General features: G+C 69.5%; 14 protein-coding genes and 1 tRNA gene. 6 read left to right on the top strand and 9 right to left on the bottom strand.

The window, feature by feature from the left end; genetic code table 11:
• Window positions 1-5 precede the first annotated feature (5 nt).
• From ACQ66R_RS23495 to ACQ66R_RS23480, 4 genes are all read left to right on the top strand, one after another.
• Entirely contained in the window at window positions 6-3,785 is a 3,780-nt protein-coding gene (locus tag ACQ66R_RS23495; RefSeq protein WP_430426092.1) for a filamentous hemagglutinin N-terminal domain-containing protein, read from the top strand.
• Complete coding sequence (locus ACQ66R_RS23490; protein WP_430426090.1) at window positions 3,782-6,928, top strand: CHAT domain-containing protein; 3,147 nt, start codon at window positions 3,782-3,784, stop codon at window positions 6,926-6,928. The genes ACQ66R_RS23495 and ACQ66R_RS23490 overlap by 4 nt, the downstream gene beginning before the upstream one ends.
• Window positions 6,929-6,964: 36 nt before the next feature.
• Window positions 6,965-8,620, top strand: coding sequence for a glycosyltransferase family 4 protein (locus tag ACQ66R_RS23485; protein ID WP_430426088.1), 1,656 nt, complete (start codon window positions 6,965-6,967; stop codon window positions 8,618-8,620).
• Between the two features lie 157 nt (window positions 8,621-8,777).
• Complete coding sequence (locus ACQ66R_RS23480; protein ID WP_430426086.1) at window positions 8,778-9,173, top strand: hypothetical protein; 396 nt, start codon at window positions 8,778-8,780, stop codon at window positions 9,171-9,173.
• A 78-nt stretch (window positions 9,174-9,251) separates the two neighbouring features.
• Here ACQ66R_RS23480 and ACQ66R_RS23475 read toward each other — a convergent pair.
• Window positions 9,252-9,326, bottom strand: a tRNA-Lys gene (locus ACQ66R_RS23475).
• Window positions 9,327-9,445: 119 nt separating this feature from the next.
• Between ACQ66R_RS23475 and ACQ66R_RS23470 the strand changes: the two genes are divergently transcribed.
• On the top strand, window positions 9,446-10,186 hold the full coding sequence (locus tag ACQ66R_RS23470; protein WP_430426084.1) for a hypothetical protein: 741 nt from the start codon (window positions 9,446-9,448) through the stop codon (window positions 10,184-10,186).
• Here the strand turns inward: ACQ66R_RS23470 and tgt are convergent.
• Entirely contained in the window at window positions 10,161-11,294 is a 1,134-nt protein-coding gene (gene tgt / locus ACQ66R_RS23465) for a tRNA guanosine(34) transglycosylase Tgt (RefSeq protein ID WP_430426082.1), read from the bottom strand. The genes ACQ66R_RS23470 and tgt overlap by 26 nt on opposite strands.
• Window positions 11,291-12,370 carry a tRNA preQ1(34) S-adenosylmethionine ribosyltransferase-isomerase QueA gene (queA, locus tag ACQ66R_RS23460; protein WP_430426402.1) on the bottom strand — a complete coding sequence of 360 codons (1,080 nt, stop codon included), beginning with the start codon at window positions 12,368-12,370 and terminating at the stop codon, window positions 11,291-11,293. Before queA ends, tgt begins: the two co-directional genes overlap by 4 nt.
• A 53-nt stretch (window positions 12,371-12,423) precedes the next feature.
• Between queA and ACQ66R_RS23455 the strand changes: the two genes are divergently transcribed.
• A complete protein-coding gene (locus tag ACQ66R_RS23455; RefSeq protein ID WP_430426080.1) occupies window positions 12,424-13,362 on the top strand; it encodes an endonuclease/exonuclease/phosphatase family protein in 939 nt (312 codons plus the stop codon).
• Here the strand turns inward: ACQ66R_RS23455 and ACQ66R_RS23450 are convergent.
• From ACQ66R_RS23450 to gyrA, 6 genes are all read right to left on the bottom strand, one after another.
• On the bottom strand, window positions 13,337-13,903 hold the full coding sequence (locus ACQ66R_RS23450; protein WP_430426078.1) for an HD domain-containing protein: 567 nt from the start codon (window positions 13,901-13,903) through the stop codon (window positions 13,337-13,339). The two genes, ACQ66R_RS23455 and ACQ66R_RS23450, sit on opposite strands and share 26 nt — an antisense overlap.
• Window positions 13,900-14,361 carry a peptidylprolyl isomerase gene (locus tag ACQ66R_RS23445; protein WP_430426076.1) on the bottom strand — a complete coding sequence of 154 codons (462 nt, stop codon included), beginning with the start codon at window positions 14,359-14,361 and terminating at the stop codon, window positions 13,900-13,902. The genes ACQ66R_RS23450 and ACQ66R_RS23445 overlap by 4 nt, the downstream gene beginning before the upstream one ends.
• Before the next feature lie 3 nt (window positions 14,362-14,364).
• Complete coding sequence (locus ACQ66R_RS23440) at window positions 14,365-15,246, bottom strand: peptidylprolyl isomerase (protein ID WP_430426074.1); 882 nt, start codon at window positions 15,244-15,246, stop codon at window positions 14,365-14,367.
• A gap of 68 nt (window positions 15,247-15,314) precedes the next feature.
• Complete coding sequence (locus ACQ66R_RS23435) at window positions 15,315-16,613, bottom strand: O-acetylhomoserine aminocarboxypropyltransferase/cysteine synthase family protein (protein ID WP_430426072.1); 1,299 nt, start codon at window positions 16,611-16,613, stop codon at window positions 15,315-15,317.
• A gap of 67 nt (window positions 16,614-16,680) precedes the next feature.
• Window positions 16,681-17,172, bottom strand: coding sequence for a pantetheine-phosphate adenylyltransferase (gene coaD / locus ACQ66R_RS23430; RefSeq protein WP_430426070.1), 492 nt, complete (start codon window positions 17,170-17,172; stop codon window positions 16,681-16,683).
• Between the two features lie 204 nt (window positions 17,173-17,376).
• Window positions 17,377-20,169, bottom strand: a complete 2,793-nt coding sequence (gyrA, locus tag ACQ66R_RS23425; protein ID WP_430426068.1) for a DNA gyrase subunit A — start codon at window positions 20,167-20,169, stop codon at window positions 17,377-17,379.
• Window positions 20,170-20,239: the final 70 nt, after the last annotated feature.

Raw genomic sequence — 20,239 nt, 5'->3', positions numbered from 1 at the left:
TAGTAATGTCGCCGCTTATCCGCATCCACGCATCGTCCGAGGGTCGCCGCGTGCGGCTGCTCACGCGCACGGCCATCTGCGGCGCTCTCTGCGGCCTGCAGACATTGGCGCCTTCGGGCGTCTCGGCCGCGCCCGTCGGCGGCATTCCGGAAGTGAGCTCCGGCGGGGCCAATCCGGTCATCTCGACCAGCGGCCTGAACACCAACGTCACCCTGAACGCCCAGCGCACGGTGCTGAACTGGTCGACGTTCGACGTGAAGCCTGAAGAGACGGTCACCTTCAACTTCGGCGCCCGCAACTGGATCGTCCTCAACCGGATCGGCAGCCTCAACCCGACGAAGATCGAAGGGGTCATCGAGGGTAAGGTCGGCAGCGCCTTCGGCGGCAATGTCTGGTTCGTCGGCAACAACAGCATCATCTTCGGCAAGACCGCCCGCGTGGACGTGGGCGGCCTGCTGGTCGGGATCGGCACGCCGGATACGGCCAGCTTCCTGGACCCCTCGAAGAACCTGTTTTCGTTCAGCGGCGACGATGCGCTGCCGGGCGCGCGGGTATACGTCCTGTCGAACGCCGACATCACGGCTCACGGGGGATCGGCGGTCTTCGCGGGGCCCAGCGTCGTCACCCGCTCGGGCTCGTCCATAATTGCGGCCGACGGCAGCGCGGTCTACGGCGCCGCGCGCACCTACCAGATCCGGTTCGCGCCGGGGGTCGGCGGCGATTTCGACCTGGTCGACTTCATCATCCCCAGCGCCAGCGCGGGCACCGACAGCAAAGTGGCCCTGGACCTCGCCGGCGAGAGCCGCGCGAACTCGGTCTTCATCGCCGCGATGAACCGCTCGGCCGTGGGCGGTGCGGTCATCAACCTGGAAGGCATGATCACGGCCACCGGCGCCAAGGCGGACGGCGGGGACATCGTGCTGTCGGGTGGCGGCAGCATCATCGACCGCGCGCCGACCGCGGCGGCCAGCGGCGCCGGCTCAGCCGACCTGTTCCTGAACAGGGCGACCGCGGCGCGCGACCTGCGCATCAACAACGTCGGCCGCATCTTCCCGCGGCCCTGGCTGCGCCCCGCCGAGGAAACCAGGGACCCGCTGACGCTGTCCGAAACCGCCGATTGCGACGCCGGCCTGCTAGCAGGCTGCGAGAGCGGCGGCAATGGGAACGGCAACGGGAATGGGAACGGCAACGGTAACGGTAACGGCAACGGCAACGGCTTTGGCTTTGACTCAATGGTCGAGTCCGTCGTGCTGGACCGGGCTCTGGTGGCCAGCCTGTTCGACGCGACGGCGGTTTCGACCATCAGCAGCGGCCGGGACGCCAAGATCGCCGCGACCGCCAGCATCGAACTGGGCCGCATCGTGGCCGGGCGCGACGTCGATGCGAAGTCCGGTTCGGTCAAGGCCAACAGCCTGATCGCCTCGGGCGCCCTGACCGCGACGGCCACCGAAGGCGACGTCCTGCTGGCGGGCGTCGGCGTCATGCGCGACGGGTCGATCTCGGCCACGGTCGACGTGAAGATCGACGCGGTCACCGCCGTCCAGAAGCTCAACATAACTTCGGGCCGCGACATCACCTTGGGCGACGGCGTTTCGACGGTCACGGGCGCGATCTCGCTGAACGCGCCCCAGAACGTGCTGGTCGACCTGGGCTCGGCCAAGATCGAATCGATCACCGCCGGCAACGTCAATCTGCGCGGCGGCGCACTGGACGTGGGCACGGTCACCGCGCCCCGGGTCTTCGCGCAGGCGGCCAGCGTGAAGCTGGGGACCGTCTCCACCTCGGGCGACCTTTATGTGGTCGCGACGAACGGCGACGCGATCGTGGGCACGGCGCGGGCCGGCGACGACATCTTCATTCTGGCCAACCACGGCACGGCCTCGCTGGGCGACGCGACGCTGACGGGCGCCTCGCCCGACTCCGTCGGCGTCGAGTTCGTGGGCAACCCCGACACCGCGGGCAACGGTCGCGTGGTGCGCGTGGAATCCCAGGACTTCGACGCAAAGCTGGGACTGGGCACGGGCGGCGTCACCGGCGCCACGACAATCGCCGTACGCGGCGGCCGCGATGCGGCGCTGGACATCACGCGCCAGTCGGCCGCCTCAGTCTCGGTTGTGTCCGCGCGCGACGCCACGCTGCGCGCGCCATCCATCCAACTCGACAACGTGACCTCTGGCCGCGACCTGACTGTCGGCAGCACGACCAGCGACCTCACCTTGACCAACCCGCTCGTCGCGGTGCGGAACATCACCGTCACCGCGCTCGGCGCGCTGCGCGTGGGCGACGTGCGCGCCGACGCGGGCTCGATCATCCTGCAGGGCGGCACCGTACAGGCGGGCAATGTCTCGGCCAGCGAAGACCTGACGCTGCGGGCCACCACCGGCGGCGTCACCACCGCCAGCTACCGCACCGGGCGCGACCTGATCCTGCAGGGCACGACGTTGTCCCTCGGCAATGCGATCGCCCCCGTCGTCCGCGACCTTTCGATCACGTCCCTCGGCAACTTCACGGCGACCAGCCCGCTGTCGGCGGGCCGCAACGTCAACATCGACGTCGCCGGCAAGGCGACCCTGGGCCAGACCACCGGCGCGGGCGTCGTCCGCATCGCCGCCAGCGATCTCGACCTCACCGGAACCGTCACGGCGCCCACCGTGCAGATCGAGTCGCGCAGCGGCGCGCTACAGGTCGGCGGGGCCGCCGGCGGCGGCGGATTTGTCCTGGACAACACCGAGTTCGGTCAGATCCGCGCCTCCAGCCAGGTCAAGATCTATGCCGGCCTGACCACCGGCGGCGCGCGAGGCGACCTCTCGCTGCTGGACCTGGCGATCAACACCACGAACACGCCGAACGTGACGTTCCTGGTCGGCTCGACCGCCACGGCCCGGGTGACCGGGATCGCGGCCCCGACCACCAGCGGCGGCATCCTGCGCATCGGCGACGCGACCGACCTCACATGGAGGCCGGGCTCGATTCTGGTGACCGGCGGACTGGGCGCGGCCACGTTCTCCGGCGGCCAGTACAACAACATCCGCGCCTTCAGCGAAGTCCGCCTCGCCGCCCGCCAGGATATCCTGATGGGCTCGCAACGGTTCATCACGCTGATCCAGGCCACGGCGCCCGAGAACATCGACCTCGCGAACCTTTTGCCCACCGGCGTGGCGCCGACCGGCGACGAACTGTCGAAGGTCTATGTCTCCACCGGCCGCCTCGAGGTCTCGGCCGATAACAAGGTGGTCCAGCAGAACGCCGCCGCCTCGGGTAGCCTGCAGTCGGTGGGCTTGCTGTTCACCGGCCAGTTCACGCCTGCCCTGATCATCGACCCGCCCAAGGTCGTGGACCTGTGGGGCGCCTTCGCCAACAACGGCCAGTTCCTGAGCGGCCAGCAAGCCAGCAGCGCGCTGACCTTCACGGTGGTCGACAACAACGGCAACCCGATCAGCCAGCCGGCCGGCGCGACATACCGCTTCAACAGCTGCGATGTCGGCACGGCGAACTGCCAGCTGGCCTCTGGCGGGCTGGGCGACGGCCTGGGCGGCGACGGCGGCACGGGCGGGGTGAGCTCGGGCATGGCCGACGGCTCCCTGCGCATCCGCGACACCCTGGGCGACGGCGACAGCGACCTCTCGGACGAGGGTCAATCCGACGCGGTTTCGTCGGAAAGCCTGATCAGTCCGCCGGTGATCCTGGGCGTGGCGCCCCCCAGCACGGACGAAATCGTCACCGATCCTGTGGTGGCGGGGACCGGCAGCGAAGAAATCTGGCGCAAGCGCAGGCAGAAGAAATGATCGGCAAGACCCTCCTCCTCCTGGGCGGCGCGGTTCTCCTGACCGGCGCAGCATCCTCGGCCGGCGCGCAGACGCGGGCCGACCTGATCCCCCTGGGGCAGAGCGCCGCCTCGGGCGCGGTGTGCCAGGCCGTGCGCGACTATGACGATCCGGCCGTGCAGGCCGCCGGCCGTCGCGCCTGGAACATCCGCTGCCGCGGATGGGAAGGCAGCCTGGGCCGCATCTACGTTCTGCCCAAGGCTGCTGACTCCGGGGTGTGGGAGGCCTCGCTGGCCTCGCGCGCCAGCTGCGACGCCAGCAAATCCGAACAGGTCGCCGGCCTGGGCGGCGTGAGCCGCCGCGCCTGCCGCAGCAACGCCGGCAAGGCGCCCTATCTGGCCTATTCGTCGAACAAGGGCGGCGGGCTCTTCGCCGCCGAAGGCCCGGCCCAGATCGCAGACGTCCTCGAGACGGGCCTGAAGGTGGTGTCGGGCGCGATGAAGCCGCCGTCCGCCTCGGCGGTCCAGACCTCGGCGGCCAGCGCCGAGATCGCCGCCGACTTCGGCGGCTCGACCGGCGGCCTCGCCCGCGCCCAGGCCGCCGCCGCAGCCGACCCGGCGCGCCTGCGCGCGCGCGCCTATGTCCAGAACAACGAGTGGCGCTTCGAGGCGGCCGAGACCGACTTCCAGGCCCTGGTCGCCGACGCCGAAGCCCGCCGCGCCGCGCCGGCGGAAATGGCCGAGGCGCTGCTGAACCTGGCGCTCAACGTCTCGAACAACGGCCGTTTCGCCGAGGCCGACCGGCTGTTCCGCGACGCCGACGCCCAGGTGGCCGCCGCGGCTGATCCGCTGCTCAGCGCCCAGGCCCGCACCTATCGCGCGCTCCACCTGCGCAACGCTGGCCGTTTCGCCGAAGCGGTCGAGGCCGGCCAGGCCGCGCTGCGCGCCAGCCAGCAGGTCCGGACCGATCGCGGTCTGGGCTCGGGGGCGCCTGCGCCGATCGCCAATGCGTCCGGCGAGGTCGCCATCGGCCCCGAGCTCTCGCAGGCTCTCAACCGCCGTCCCGCCGGCCGGGACGTGATGGGCGGCAGCCAAGTCTCGCTGGCGGATCGGCTGGCCGTCCAGGACGCTCAGGCGCTCGAGGTGGTGGGCTCCTCACTCGCCGCCCAGGGTGACGCGGCGGGGGCCCGAGAGGCCCTGGGCCGCGCCAGCCGCCTGCTGACTGCCGCCGAAGCCAGCGGCGCGCTCAACGTCTGGCTCCGCGCCCGCATCGAAGCCGATATGGCCGAGATCGACATGGACACCGGCCAGCCGGTCCAGGCGATCGCCAAGTACAACAACGCCATCCGCATCATTCGCCTGCGCCATGCGGCCACCGCCGCCGAAGGTGGGCTGCTGCTCGACCTGGGCCGCGCGCAGGTGGCCGCCGGCCAGGAAGAGGCGGCGCTCGACACCTATGCCCGCGCCTTCGAACTGTTCCAGGAGCAGCGCGGCGCCCTGGGCGCCTCGGCCGACGACGCCGCGCCCTACTTCGACCTGCTGCTAAAGCGCATCAAGAGCGACCCCGGAAAGGCCGACGAGTACAAGTCGCGCTTCTTCAACGCCGCCTCCAGCGTGGTCTCGAACGCCACGGCCCAGACTGTCTCCAAACTGGCCGCCCGCGTCGCCTCGGGCGACGGCGCCGTCACCGGCCTGGTGCGCGCCCTGGACGACACCCGCCGCGAACTGCGCGCCGCCGAGGCCCAGGCCGCCAACCTCCAGGCCGCGAACGCCTATGTGGGCCAGGAACGCGCCGACCTCGAAGCTCGTCTGAAGACGTTGCAGGAACAGTCCGACAGCCTGGAAAGCCAACTGTTGTCGGCCAACCCGCGCTACTCGCAGCTGGTCTCGTCGCAGGCCTCGCTGGCCGACCTCCAGAAGGTGCTCGCCAAGGACGAGGCCTATGTGAAGGTCCTGCTGCTCGACAGCCGCGGCTATGGCCTCCTGGTGACGCCGACCAAGGTCGAGCCCTACGCCATCGGGCTGAACCGCGGCACGGCGGGCGCCGAGGTGCGCCGGCTGCGTTCGCCGTTCGAGGCCGAAGACACCCTGCCCGCCTTCGACGTCGCCCGCTCGCACCAGCTGTTCAAGCAGCTGTTCGGCCCGGTGGCCTCGGACGTGACGGCCGCCAAGCACCTGATCTACGAGCCCGACGGCCCGCTGATCTCGCTGCCGGTCGCCACCCTGGTGACGGAAGACCCCACCGCTGTCCTGGCGGGCGTCCCCGCGGGCGGCGATCCCGACTACCGCAAGGTGGCCTGGCTGGGCGCCAAGACCGACTCGGCGCTGGTCCTTTCGGCCGCCAGCTTCATGCAGTCGCGGGCCTTCGCGCCCTCGCGGGCGAAGCAGAGCTTCCTGGGCTTCGCCGACCCCTCCACGCCGGCGAAATCCGACACGCGCGCGTATGCCGGCATGGTGAAGCGGGCGGTCAGCCTGCGCAGCGAACGCGACCTCTCGAACGTCTGTGAGAATACGCGGCTGGCGCTGCTGCAGATGCCGCCCCTGCCCGATACGGCCGACGAAGTGCGCGCGGTCGGCGCCAGCATCGGCGGCGTCAAGCCCGAGGACATCATCGTCGGCTCGCAGTTCACCGACGAGAAGGTCAAGGACCGCAAGGACCTGTCCGACTACAAGGTGCTCTACTTCGCCACCCACGGACTGCTGCCGCAGCCGTCGGCCTGCCTGCCCGAGCCGGCGCTGATGACCTCGGTGGGCATCGGCGATTCGGACGGCCTGCTCGACACCAGCGAGATCCTGGACCTGAAGCTGGACGCCGACCTGGTCGTTCTCTCAGCCTGCGACACCGGCGGCGCCGGCGGCGACACCGCGTCAAGCGGCCTGCAGGGCGGCGGTGAGGCGCTGGGCGGCCTGACGCGGGCGGTGATCTACGCGGGCGGCCGCTCGCTGATCGTCTCGCACTGGTCGGTCGACTCGGTGGCGACCGTGCGTCTGATGACCGGGATGTTCTCGGCTGCGGCGCCCAGCAAGGCCGAGTCGCTGACCCGATCGCAGGTCATCCTTCAGCAGAGCGAGCAGTTCTCGCATCCCTACTATTGGGCGCCCTTCACCATCGTCGGCGACGGTTCCAAGCCGCTTCCGGCCGCGGCCACGCGCGAGGCGGATTGATCCGGTAGCGGCGTCCGTGCGACGCCGCGTTCCGTGATGTCCAACGCCGTCATCCAGCTCGATGTGGAGGCCTACGACGCCTCGATCCCCCGCCCGATGGGGCGCAACTCGGCGGGCGAAGGGTTCCTGCGCGGCTTCCTGAAGCATGCCGACGTCGACGCCTTCCACTTCTGGAACGTCCGCGCCCTGCCCCAGGAGGAACTGGAGGCGCTGCTGGCGCGGCTGGGGCCCGTGAACCGCCCCATCCGGTGGCTGGCCCGCGCGGATCGCCAAGAGGTGGCCGCCGCCGGCGCGCTCTACATCCCGACGCCCGAGATGAAGGGCGAGGCATGGGCGCGGCGTGCGCTGGGCGCGCACAACCATTCGCTGACCGGCGTCACCCACACGATCGCCGAGACCTACATCATGGACGAGCTGGCGGCCCTGCTCCTGGCCCCGCTGGAGCCATGGGACGCGCTGATCTGCACATCCGATCCCGGTCGCCGGGCGGTCGAAAACCTGCTGGAAGGCGTGGCCGGGTACCTCCAGGACCGCTTCGGCGCAACGCGAATCCCGCCGGCCCAACTGGTGACAATCCCCCTGGGCATCCACGCGGAAGATTTCGGCCGCGACGACGGCCTGCGCCGCAAGTGGCGCGATCAGCTGGACATCCCTGACGACGCGCCCGTCGCCCTGCACATGGGCCGCTTCAGCGTCACGACGAAGCTGCATCCGGGCCCGTCGGGTCTGGCGCTGCAACAGGCGGCCGAGCGGCTGGGGCGGCCCGTCTACTGGCTGATGTTCGGCGGCGCGCGGAAGACCGAGGAGGAACAGGCGTTCCTGGCCGCCGCCGCCGCCTTCGCGCCCGACGTCCGCATTCGCCAGGCGCCCGACACCACCGCCCGGACCCGGGACGAGTTGGTCTCGGCCGCCGACGTGTTCCTCTCACTTTCGGACAACCTGCAGGAGACCTTCGGGCTGACGCCGGTCGAGGCGATGGCTGCGGGCCTGCCCTGCGTCGTCAGCGACTGGAACGGTTATCGCGACACGGTCCGCCACGGCGTCGACGGGTTCCGGATTCATACGACCCAGCCCCAGGCCGGCCTGGGGGCGGACCTCGTCTACGCCTACGCCATGCGTCTGATGACCTATGAGGACTATGCGGGGTCGGCCTCGCTCATGACCGCCGTCGATGTCGGCCAGACGGCCGAGGCCCTGACGCTGCTGTTCTCCGACCCCGGCCTTCGCGCCCGCATGGGAGCCGCAGGTCGGAGCCGGGCGCGCGAGGTGTTCGACTGGCGCGCGGTCATCCCCCAGTATCAGGCGCTCTGGGCCGAGCTTGCACGTCGTCGCTCGGCCGCTGGACGGCGGCCCGGGATGGAAAACCCCTACCGGCCTGACCCTTTCCGGATGTTCGCCGCCTATCCGACGGCGGTCCTCGAGGCCGACGATCTCGTCGCGTCGGCGCGACCGTTCATCGACGGCGAGGCGGCCTTCCTCCTCGAGTCGCCGGGCGTGCGCAACACAGCCGCGCGCCTGCCCACAACGACCGAGGCCGAATCACTGATTGCGGCCATAACCGATCGGCCGCGAACGGTTGGCGCCCTTCTTGCGGCGTTCCCGCCAGACCGGAGACCCTTCGTCGAACGAGGAATCCTTTGGCTGGCGAAATTTGGGTTTGTGCGTCTGAGCGGCAGACCGCCGCGTAACTGAGGCGACCGGAGGGTTGTTCAGGTACCGTTCAAGCGCTGAATGTGCTAGGTACGGCATCGGGGCGTCCACGATCCGAAATATCGTACGGGGAATGAGGTCTATGATCCGTAAGCTTCTGACTGGACTTGCTGTTTCACTGGTTTGCGGCGGCGCCGCGATGGCCAGCGATTACATCGTCGTTGGATCGACCGATCCGGCGATCAAGCGCGGCCAGGCGTTCGACGCCGGCGCGCGCGTTCAACTGGGGGCGGGCAAGACGATCACCCTGATGCGCGCTTCCGGCGAAGTCACCACGCTCAAGGGCGCCGCCAGCGGCGTCGTGGTGCCGGCCAATCGTCTCGCTTCCGCAGACACGGCGCGGTTCGAGACGCTGCGCGCGCTGGTCGAACCGCCGCCCCAGGGCCGCACGTTCGGGGCCCGCCGCGGCGGCATCTGCCCGGCCGTCGAAACCCTCACGACGCTGGACGACATCCTCCGCACCGCCGAGGCCAGCGGTTGCAAGACCGTCGCCCGCCAGGCGCTGGAAAACTATCTCGCCAAGACCGGCCAGTAGTCGCGGTTTCATCCGGTTTCGAGACGCCGCCCGCACCACGGGCGGCGTTTTCGATTCCAGGTCTGTGAAGACGAAGATTGGTAGGCCGGGTGAGGTTCGAACTCACGACCATTCGATTAAAAGTCGAATGCTCTACCACTGAGCTACCGGCCCTCTTCGCGAGCGATGCTCGGGCGAAGCGGCGCGGAACCTAGAGGGCGCCGCGCCAAAGGCCAAGCGTGTTCTTGTCTCTGCGGCCTTAACAGCGGCGTGGGCAGGCGTATGGTGTCCGCATGCGTAGCTCCGCCTTTCACCTGATCGTCGCCGCGGCGCTCCTGGCCGCGCCGGCCTTCGCCCAGACCAACAGGACCCCGGCAAAGGCCCCGCCCGCCAAGACACAGGCCGGCAAGGCCCCGGCCGCAAAGGGGTCGTCCATGCCGCCGCCCGACCCGCCGCCGGCGTCGGCCGACCGGCTGAAGACCTCGGACCAGATGAAGCGGAGCAGCGTGGAGGGCGCCGCGACAACCCCGCTGCGGGACCTGGGCGTCATGAAGGTGGATATCCCGCAGGTCCTGCTGGACGCGCTGGAAGACCCGTATGCGCGTCCGCCCAGGTCCGCGAAGTGCCCACAGCTGATCGCGCTGATCCGGCCGCTCAACGACGTGCTGGGGCCCGACATCGACACCATCCCCTCCGACGACGAGGGCCTGACCGCCAAGGGCAAGTCCACCGCGCTGGGCGTGGCCGGCGACCTGGCCGGCGGGGCCATTCCGTTCCGGGGCGTCGTCAGGAAGCTGTCGGGCGCCGAGAGCCACGACCGGCAGGTTTCGGCGGCCATCATCGCCGGGCACACGCGCCGCGCCTATCTGAAGGGCCTGGGCGAGGCCCGCGGCTGCGGTCCCCCCGCAACGCCCAGTCACGAGCGGACGGCGTTCAAGCAGGCCGCAGCGGCGCAACAGGCCCCCAGCGCGCCGCCACCGACGCCGCAGCCGACGGCCAAGCGTGGACCTACGCCGAAGTATCCGACCCGGTAGGGCCCTGTCGGGCGGCGAACTCGCGACGGAAGGTCTCCATTCTGCCCTCGGCGATCGCGGAGCGGAGTTCGGCCATCAGGGCCTGGAAGAAAGCCAGGTTGTGCCAGGACAGCAGAACCTGTCCCAGGATCTCGGCAGACTTCACCAGATGGTGCAGGTAGGCCTTGGAGTAGTCGCGGCTGGCCGGGACGTCGCTCTGCGGATCCAGCGGGCTCTCGTCCTCGGCGAAGCGGGCGTTTTTCAGGTTGATCGGCCCGTCCCAGGTCCAGGCCTGCCCGTGGCGCCCCGAGCGCGTGGGCAGCACGCAGTCGAACATATCGACCCCACGATAGACCGCCTCCACGATGTCGATCGGCTTGCCGACGCCCATGAGGTAGCGCGGTCGCTGCACGGGCAGCATGCCGGGGGCGAAGTCCAGCACCTCACACATGGCCTGGTGCCCCTCGCCCACCGCCAGACCGCCGATGGCGTATCCGTCGAAGCCGGTCTCGATCATCCGCTCGGCGGATTCACGGCGCAGCACCTCGGAGGTGCCGCCCTGCTGGATGCCGAACAGATTTTGCGCATCGCGTTCGCCGAACGCGCTCTTCGAACGCTGTCCCCAGCGCGCCGAGCGGCGCATGGCGTCGGCCATCCGGTCGTCCGAAGCCGGCAAGGCCACCAGTTCGTCCAGCTGCATGACGATATCCGAGCCCAGAAGATCGGCCTGGATCTCCATCGACCGCTCGGGCGAGAGCGCGTGACGGCTGCCGTCGAGATGGCTCTGGAAGGTCACGGCCTCCTCGGTCACCTTCGAGATCTTGGACAGCGACATCACCTGGAAGCCGCCCGAGTCCGTCAGGATGGGCTTCTCCCAGCGCATGAACTTGTGCAGCCCGCCCAGCCGCCGCACCCGCTCGGCCGTGGGCCGCAGCATCAGGTGGTAGGTGTTGCCCAGGATGATGTCGGCGCCAGTGGCCGCCACCTGATCGACGGTCAGCGCCTTGACCGTGCCCGCCGTGCCCACCGGCATGAAGGCGGGCGTGCGGATGTCGCCGCGCGGGGTGCTCAGCACCCCGGTTCGCGCCTTGCCGTCGGTGGCGCTGACCTTGAACGGAAACGCGGTCACGGATCGGCCCTCCAGAGCAGGCTGGTGTCGCCGTAGGAGTAGAACCGGTAGCCGTCGGCGATCGCGTGGGCGTAGGCCGCGTGCATGGTCTCGAAGCCCGCGAAGGCCGAGACCAGCATGAACAGGGTGGATTTGGGCAGGTGGAAGTTGGTCATCAGCCCGTCGGCCGCCCGAAAGCGATAGCCCGGCGTGATGAAGATCGACGTCTCCGCCATGAACGGGCGCACGGTCCCGTCCGCATCGGCGGAGCTCTCCAGCAACCGCAGCGACGTGGTGCCGACGCAGACGATCCGGCCGCCGGCGGCGCGGGCCGCGTTCAGGCGTTCGGCGGTCGCGGGGTCGATCTCGCCCCATTCCGCGTGCATGCGGTGTTCGGCGATGTCGTCCACCTTCACCGGCAGGAAGGTGCCCGCGCCCACGTGCAGGGTCACCCACTCCTGTCGCACGCCCATCGCCTCCAGGCGCGCCAGCAGTTCCGGGGTGAAGTGCAGGCCGGCTGTGGGCGCGGCTACCGAACCGTCCTCGGCGGCGTAGACGGTCTGGTAGTCGGTCAGGTCCTGGACGTCCTCGGGCCGCTTGGCGGCGATGTACGGCGGCAGCGGCATCACACCGCGCTCGGCGATGGCGGCCATCAGGTCAGGGCCCGAGAGGTCGAAGGCCAGGGTGATCTCACCGCCCTCGCCCTTCGCTTGCACCGTCGCCTCGAGGGCGCCCAGCAGGCAGGCGCGGTCTTCGGGTTCTCCGAACACCACCCGATCGCCCACCGCCAGCTTCTTTCCCGGCCGCATGAACGCGCTCCAGACGTGGGCCTCGGGGTGGCGATGCAGGGTCGCCTCGACAGCCACCCGGCTCTCGCCGCGCAACCGCACGCCCTTCAGGCGGGCCGGTATTACGCGGGTGTCGTTCATGACCAGCACATCGCCGGCGCGCAGTAGATCGGGCAGGTCGCGCACGTGCAGGTCGGCCATCGGCCGGTCCGGTGCGACCAGCAACAGGCGCGCGGAATCCCGCGGGCTGACGGGCCGGAGCGCGATGCGGTCCTCGGGGAGGTGGAAATCGAAGTCGGCAAGCTGCATGAAGGGCGAGGTGAAACACACGCGGGGGGTCTCGCGTCAAGGTCGGGGCGGGGATGGCGCGGGTCATAGGCTGGGTGAACGTCGCCCTGACCCTGCTGATGCTGACCGTGGCGGTGGCGGCGGGCCTGAGCCTCCTGGGGGGGCAGTTCCACCGGCTGGACCTTCTTTCGCACTTCGCGCCGTTGTACGCGATCACAGCCGCGTTCGGGCTCGTGTGGTCGGTCGTCGCGGGTCGCGGGCCGATCATCGCCGCCTCGCTTCTCGGCCTGCTCGCCAGCGGGATCCTGATCGTGCCCGAGTTCCGGCGCGACGCCGGACCCGTGGCCGACGCGACGGCGCGCGGACAGATCAAGGTGATCCAGTTCAACGCCGGCCGCGACAACGGCGACATCCAGGGCGTGGTGGACTGGCTGATCGCCCAGGACGCCGACGTGATCACTCTCACCGAAGGCCGCCGACAGCTGCGCAGGCTGATCCAGAAGCGAACCGGCTGGCGCACCGCGGGCGGCCACGGCCAGCTGGTGATCTACACCCGCGACCAATACGCCGGCATGGTCCGGCCCCGCCCGCCGAAGCCCGACATCGTCACGTTCGTCAATGCAACCTACGACCGACCTGGGGGTCCGATCGAGGTGGTGACGGCCCATTTCACCTGGCCGACGCGGCCCGATATCGCCCGCCAGGTCCGGGCCGTGGAGTTCGTGGCGGCCGCACGGCCACGCGAACGGATGATCCTGACGGGCGACCTGAACGCCTCGCCCTGGTCGGCGCAGTTGCGAAGGCTGGACGACAGCCTGGGCCTGACCCGTCGCGACCGCGCGATGGCGACGTGGCCCGCGCAGGTGATGGGCCGTGCCTGGCCCCTGCCCTTCCTGCCCATCGACCACGTCTACGCCGGCCCAGACTGGGCGACGGTCAAGGTCGAGCGCGGTCCGCACCTGGGCTCGGACCACTACCCCCTGATCGTCACCCTGGCGCCTGTAGCGCGCTGAGTTCGCGCTGCAGGTTGGCCCGCGCCTGAGGCTCGTGCGCCGCGCGGAACGTCGGGTCGGGAAAGAGCGACGGGGTGTCCAGGAAGCGCTGCAGCACTGCCCCGCGGCCGCGCCGCCACGCCTCGTCGGGCACGTGTGCGTATTCTTCCCGCACCCCGCGCACGTAGGCGTCATAGGCCGTAGGCTCGGCCGCCAGGATGGAGAGATCGATCGAGACCAGGACTTCTCCCAGTCGGTCGCCCGCGGCGACGGCATGGCCGGCGGTCAGCAGGATCAGGCGCGTCACCTCGGCCACCTCATCCGGCGTGGCGCCGAGAGCCGGCAGGTCGCGGCGCGCCCGCTCAGCGCTCCGCGCCTCGTTGTCCGGGGCTTTCGCGTCGTAGACCGCGTCGTGCCACCAGATCGCCCAGGTAAGCACCCGCCGCTCGGCCTCTCTGAGGTCCGGCCAGGCGGCGAGTTTCTCAAGGCACTCCTCGATGTGGCGGCGCGTGTGATAGCGCCGCCCGGGCTCAGCGTAGGCCCGCTCGAGCGCCGGCGTCACGCGTCGGCCGCGACCTTCATCGAGACGATCTTGCCGGGCGCGCGCGGCGGCTCGCCCTTGGGCAGCGCATCGACGTTCTCCATGCCCTCGGTCACCTCGCCCCAGACGGTGTACTGGCCGTCGAGGAAGCGGGCGTCGTCGAAGCAGATGAAGAACTGGCTGTTGGCCGAGTTGGGGTTGGCCGTCCGCGCCATCGAGCAGACGCCCCGCACGTGCGGCTCACGGCTGAACTCGGCCGGCAGGTTCGGCTTGGACGAACCGCTGGTGCCGGTGCCCGTCGGATCGCCGCCCTGGGCCATGAAGCCCGCGATCACGCGGTGGAACACCACGCCGTCGTAGAAACCCTCGCGGGCCAGTTCCTTGATGCGCGCCACGTGCTGGGGCGCGAGATCGGGCCGCAGCTTGATCGTTACCGGACCGGTTTCCAGCTCCACGAGCAGGGTGTTTTCGGCGTCCATGTTCTATTTCACCTCGACAGGAATGTTGACGTCACAGACCGAGACGTTCGTCCCGACCGGAGCTGCGGCCTTGACCCGAGCGATCTCGGCCTTGAACCAGGGGCCCGCCGGGTCGATCACGCGGATCTTCGGGCGGTCCTTCTCGGGCATGTCAGAGAGGATGCGCACGGTCAGCATGCGGTCCTGCGGATCGGCCACGGGTTCGCCCACCTTGATGGCGCGCACCACGTCCAATCCCGAGATCACCCGACCGAACGCGGCGTAGCGGCGATCCAGCGCCGGATAGTGGTCGCGCATCAGGTAGAACTGGCTGTTGGCCGTGTCGGGGTCCTCGCCGCGCGCCGCGCCGGCGACGCCCTGGCAGAAATTGACGTAGCCCGAGACCTTGCCGTCGCGGGTCAGCGGGGCCAGCGCCATCGACTGGGTCTGGACCGGCATGGTCTTGATGAAGCCCAGCTCGGAGACGCTCTGGTCGGCGAGCAGCGCAAACGGCGTGTCGGGGCCGCGGCGGAATTGGAACTCGCCCGGCACGTTGGGCTTGTCGGACTGGCCCGTGCCGCGGTTCTCAGGGTCGCCCGTCTGGGCCATGAAGCCGTCGATGACCCGGAAGAAGGTGAGCCCATCGTAGAACTTGGCCTGCGCCAGTTCCCGCACACGCGCGGTGTACAACGGCGCCGTCTCGGGGGTCATCTCGACGACGACGCGGCCCTTGTTGGTGTCGATGACCAGCACGTCGGCTGGGTTGGGCGTGCGCCAGTCAGCGGCGGTCGGCGCGGGGCCCGCGGCCACGGCAGGCTTCGTGGGCGCGGCGGGCGCCGGCTTCGGCTGGGAGAACGCGGGGCTCGCCGCGAGCGCGGCGCTGATCAGGACGGGTACGAACCTCATGGCGCCTCTCGTAGCGACCGATTTGGGCGGCGGCTAGGCCCTCCGGCCCCTGGATCGGCGACCAGCCGTCAGGCGCCGGCGGCCGTCAGGGCCTGATCCAGGTCGGCGAGGATGTCGTCGATATGCTCGAGGCCGATCGAGAGCCGGACGTAGCCGGGCGACACGCCGGTGGCCAGCTGGGCCTCGGCGTCGAGCTGCGAATGGGTGGTCGAGGCCGGGTGGATCGCCAGGCTGCGCGCGTCGCCGATGTTGGCCACGTGATAGAGCAGTTTCAGCCCGTCGATGAAGCGGCGGCCCGCTTCGACACCCCCCTCGAGCTCGAATCCCACCAGCCCGCCGAAGCCTCCCGACAGGTAGCGATCAGCGCGGGCGCGGGCCTCGCCGGTCTGCTGGCTGGGATGGATCACGCGCGTGACACCGGCGCGGCCGGCGAGCCAGGCGGCGACCTTGGTGGCGTTCTCACAGTGCCGCGGCATGCGCAGCGGCGCGGTTTCGACGCCCTGCAGGATCTGGAACGCGTTGAACGGCGAGAGCGCCGACCCGAGGTCGCGGAGCAGGACCGTCCTCGTCCGCATGATGTAGGCGACGGGGCCCAGCGGCTTGACCGCCTCGGTCCAGACGGCGCCGTGGTAGGAGGGGTCGGGCGCGTTCAGCGCGGGCTGCCGGTCACCGGCCGCCGCCCAGTCGAAGTTCCCGCCGTCCACGATCAGCCCGGCGATCGATGTGCCATGACCGCCCAAGTACTTGGTGGCCGAGTAGACAACGACGGCGGCGCCATGCTCGAGCGGCTTGCACAGGAGCGGCGCGGCGGTGTTGTCCATGATCAGCGGCACGCCGTTGGCCCGCCCGATGGCCGCGACCTCGGCGATCGGGAAGACCTCAAGCTTGGGGTTGGGCAGGGTCTCGGCATAGTAGGCGCGGGTCTTGGCGTCAGTGGCGCGCGCGAAGGCTTCGGGGTCGGCCGGATCCACGAACCGGACCTCGATGCCCTGGTCACGCAGGGTGTTGGCGAACAGGTTCCAGGTGCCGCCGTACAGCGCTGTCGAACTGACGATGTTGTCGCCGGCCTTGGCGAGAGTCTGAATCGCGAGCGCCGATGCCGCCTGGCCCGAGCTCACGCCCAGGGCCGCCACACCGCCCTCAAGCGCCGCGACCCGCTGCTCCAGGACGTCGGTCGTCGGGTTCATAATCCGCGTGTAGATGTTGCCCAGCTCCTGCAGGGCGAACAGGGCCGACGCGTGGTCGGTGTCGCGGAACTGGTAGGACGTCGTCTGGTGGATGGGCACCGCCACCGAGCCGGTCGAAGGATCCGCGCGCCAGCCGGCATGCAGCGCAAGCGTATCCGGATGCAGTTTTCCGTTGGGCATCATCCACCTTGTCGTTCTGGCCGGCGTCGGGATCCGACGCGGTCCGATGAGCGTGAGAGGCGAGCCCCTAGCGCCCGACCTTTTCCAGCAGCCTCGACTTCACCGAGGGGCTGACAAACTTGCCGACTTCGCCGCCGAGGGCCGCGATTTCCTTCACCAGCTTCGAGGCGATGGCTTGGTGGCGAGGGTCGGCCATGAAGAAGACGGTCTCGATCTCGCGGTCGAGCTGCTGGTTCATGGCGGTCATCTGGAATTCGAACTCGAAGTCGGCCACGGCGCGCAGGCCGCGCACGATCACGCTGGCGCCGACCTCGCGGGCGAAGTGCATGGTCAGGCCCTCGAAGGGCTGGACCACGATCTCGCACTGATTGCGCAGCGGATTGACCGCTTCCTCGACGATGGCGACGCGTTCCTCGAGCGAGAACAGCGGCCCCTTGCCGGCGTTGATCGCCACGCCGATCACCAGCTTGTCCACCAGCTTGGCGGCGCGGCCCATGATGTCCGTATGGCCATTGTGGATGGGGTCGAACGTGCCCGGATAAAGGCCGACGCGGGTCATGCGGCAGAGGTCCCCCAACACACCTGTTTGCCCTTTCGCCCGCCGCCGCCGCCTCTGGCAAGCGAAAAGCGCTGTCCCGCTAGGTGACCCTCGATCATGCGAAGGCGCAAGGCCGACAACGGAAGGAACCCGCAAGCGTCGCCACCGCGGGTCCCCGATGTCTCCGGGTTGGCGAGCCCGACAAAGGCCCGGCGTGGCGAGGGTCTACCCCTCCCCGCTCTCCGGCGGCGCGTCGGTCGCGTCCGGCGCTTCGCCGGCCTCGCCCATCGCCTCGACCTCGTCCTCGCCGGCGTCGGCCAGGCGTTCGACCGAGACCACGTGCTCGTCGGCGCTGGTGCGGAAGATGATCACGCCCGAGGTGTTGCGGCCCACCATGCGAACCTGGCTCACCGGGGTGCGGATGAGCTGACCCTGGTCGGTGACGAGCAGGATCTGATCGCTGTCGTCCACCGGGAACGAAGCCGCCAGCCGCCCGCCGCGCTTGGTGAGGTCCTGCGCCAAGAGGCCCTGGCCGCCGCGGCCGGTGCGGCGGAACTCGTAGGCCGACGTGCGCTTGCCATAGCCTTCGGTGGAGACCGTCAGGATGATCTCCTCGGCGGCGCCCAGCTGGGCGAAGCGCTCGACCGACAGGGCGGCCTCGTCGGCGACGTCTTCCTCGTCGTCCGGCGCGGCCACATCCTCGACGTCGTCACCTTCGCCGGTGGCGCGGCGATTGGCGTTGGACTGCTTCACATAGGCCGCGCGCTCAGCCGGCGTGGCCGGGACTGCGCGCAGGATGGCCATGGAGATGACGCTGTCGCCCTCGGCCAGACGGATACCGCGCACGCCGGTCGAGTCGCGGCCTGCGAACACACGGACCTCCTCGGTGGCGAAGCGGATGCAGCGGCCCAGCGCCGTGGTCAGCAGGATGTCATTCTGCTCGGCGTTGCAGACGCCGACGCCAATGATGGAGTCGCCCTCGTCCAGCTTCATGGCGATCTTGCCGTTGCGCTTGATGCCGATGAAATCGCTCAGCTTGTTGCGGCGCACGTTCCCCGACTTGGTGGCGAACATCACGTCGAACTGGTCCCACGTCGCCTCGTCCTCGGGTAGCGGCAGGATCGAGGTGATGCTCTCGCCAGGCTCGATGGGCAGCAGGTTGACCCACGCCTTGCCGCGGCTGGTCGGCGTGCCGACGGGCAGGCGCCAAACCTTCAGCTGGAACGCCTTGCCGCCGCTGGAGAAGAACAGCATCGGCGTGTGGGTGTTGGCCGAGAACACGCGCGTGACGGCGTCCTCGTCTTTCGTCGCCATGCCCGAGCGGCCCTTCCCGCCCCGGTGCTGGGTCCGGTAGATCGCCAGCGGCGTGCGCTTCACATAGCCGCCGTGGGTCACGGTGATGACCATGTCCTCGCGGGCGATGAGGTCTTCGTCCTCGACGTCGGCGTCGCCCTCGATGATCTCGGTGCGGCGCGGGACGGCGAACTGGTCCTTCACCTCGACCAGCTCCTCGCGGACGATGGCCATGACGCGCTCGCGCGACGCCAGGATCTCGAGGTGGCCCTGGATGGTGCCGGCCAGCTCATTGGCCTCGCCGAAGATCTCGTCGCGGCCGAGACCGGTCAGGCGCGACAGGGTCAGCGCCAGGATCGCCCGCGCCTGTTCGTCGGTGAGCCGGATCAGGTTCTCGTTGATCACCAGCGTGCGCGGGTCAGCGATCAGCTCGACCAGGGGCAGCATGTCGCCCGCCGGCCAGTCCTTGGCCACGAGACGCTCGCGCGCCTCGGTCGGGTCCTTGGACGAGCGGATGATGTGGATGAACTCGTCGATATTGGCCACGGCGATGGCCAGGCCAACCAAGACGTGGCCGCGGTCGCGGGCCTTGTTCAGCTCGAACTTGATGCGCCGGACGACCACCTCTTCGCGGAAATCCACGAAGGCCTTGATCATGTCATGCAGGCCCATCTGCTGGGGCCGCCCGCGGTTCAGCGCCAGCATGTTGACCCCGAACGAGGACTGCAGCGGCGTGAAGCGGTAGAGCTGGTTCAGCAGCACGTCGGCCGAGGCGTCGCGCTTCATCTCGATGACGATGCGCATCCCCTGGCGATCGCTCTCGTCGCGCAGGTCGGCGACGCCCTCGATCCGCTTCTCGCGCACCAGCTCGGCGATGCGCTCGACCAGGGCAGCCTTGTTCAGCTGATAGGGGATCGAGTGGATGATGATCGCTTCGCGGTCCTTGCGAAGCTCCTCCACGGTGGCCACGCCGCGCATGATCACCGAGCCGCGGCCGGTCATCAGCGCCGTGCGCGGACCCGTACGGCCGACGATCTGGCCGCCGGTCGGGAAGTCGGGGCCGGGCACGATATCCAGCAGCTCGTCCAGACCGATCTCGGGGTTGTCGACATAAGCCAGACAGGCGTCGACGACCTCGCCCAGATTATGGGGCGGGATGTTGGTGGCCATGCCGACGGCGATGCCGCCTGCGCCGTTCACCAGCAGGTTGGGAATCCGCGACGGCAGGACCACCGGCTCCTGCTCGGAGCCGTCGTAGTTGTCCTTGAAGTCGACCGTGTCCTTGTCGAGGTCCGCCAGGATGGCCATGGCGGCCCGGGTCATCCGGCTCTCGGTATAGCGCATGGCGGCCGGCGGATCGTTGTCGACCGAGCCGAAGTTGCCCTGGCCGTCGATGAGCAGCAGGCTCATCGAGAACGGCTGGGCCAGGCGGACCATGGTGTCGTAGATCGCGACGTCGCCGTGCGGGTGATACTTACCCATCACGTCACCGACCACGCGGGCCGATTTCACGTACGGCCGGTCGGGCGTGTGGTTGTTCTCGCCCATCGAGAACAGGATTCGGCGGTGAACCGGCTTCAGCCCGTCACGAACGTCCGGCAGCGCGCGGCTGACGATCACGCTCATGGCGTAGTCGAGATAGCTGCGGCGCAGCTCGTCCTCGATCGCGATAGGGGCGATGCCCCCGTGGCCGTGCTCGGGGGGTGTTTGGGTGTCGTCGGTCAAGGGAAGGAAAAACCGTGAGAATCGGACGGGGCAGGTAGGCCTCCCAGTTAGCACCTGCAACAACCCAAGG

This window comes from Phenylobacterium sp. (assembly GCF_965284355.1).
GTDB lineage: Bacteria > Pseudomonadota > Alphaproteobacteria > Caulobacterales > Caulobacteraceae > Phenylobacterium.
The sequence above is the reverse complement of the archived record's forward strand: the minus strand, read 5'-3'. Positions and strand labels throughout refer to the sequence as shown.

Coding starts and splice junctions, on each gene's coding strand:
- ACQ66R_RS23440 (WP_430426074.1), bottom strand. CDS start 15,246: ATGAGGTTCGTACCCGTCCTGATCAGCGCCGCGCTCGCGGCGAGCCCC.
- ACQ66R_RS23435 (WP_430426072.1), bottom strand. CDS start 16,613: ATGCCCAACGGAAAACTGCATCCGGATACGCTTGCGCTGCATGCCGGC.
- queA (WP_430426402.1), bottom strand. CDS start 12,370: ATGCAGCTTGCCGACTTCGATTTCCACCTCCCCGAGGACCGCATCGCG.
- ACQ66R_RS23490 (WP_430426090.1), top strand. CDS start 3,782: ATGATCGGCAAGACCCTCCTCCTCCTGGGCGGCGCGGTTCTCCTGACC.
- ACQ66R_RS23485 (WP_430426088.1), top strand. CDS start 6,965: ATGTCCAACGCCGTCATCCAGCTCGATGTGGAGGCCTACGACGCCTCG.
- coaD (WP_430426070.1), bottom strand. CDS start 17,172: ATGACCCGCGTCGGCCTTTATCCGGGCACGTTCGACCCCATCCACAAT.
- ACQ66R_RS23470 (WP_430426084.1), top strand. CDS start 9,446: ATGCGTAGCTCCGCCTTTCACCTGATCGTCGCCGCGGCGCTCCTGGCC.
- ACQ66R_RS23480 (WP_430426086.1), top strand. CDS start 8,778: ATGGCCAGCGATTACATCGTCGTTGGATCGACCGATCCGGCGATCAAG.
- ACQ66R_RS23495 (WP_430426092.1), top strand. CDS start 6: ATGTCGCCGCTTATCCGCATCCACGCATCGTCCGAGGGTCGCCGCGTG.
- ACQ66R_RS23445 (WP_430426076.1), bottom strand. CDS start 14,361: ATGGACGCCGAAAACACCCTGCTCGTGGAGCTGGAAACCGGTCCGGTA.
- ACQ66R_RS23455 (WP_430426080.1), top strand. CDS start 12,424: ATGGCGCGGGTCATAGGCTGGGTGAACGTCGCCCTGACCCTGCTGATG.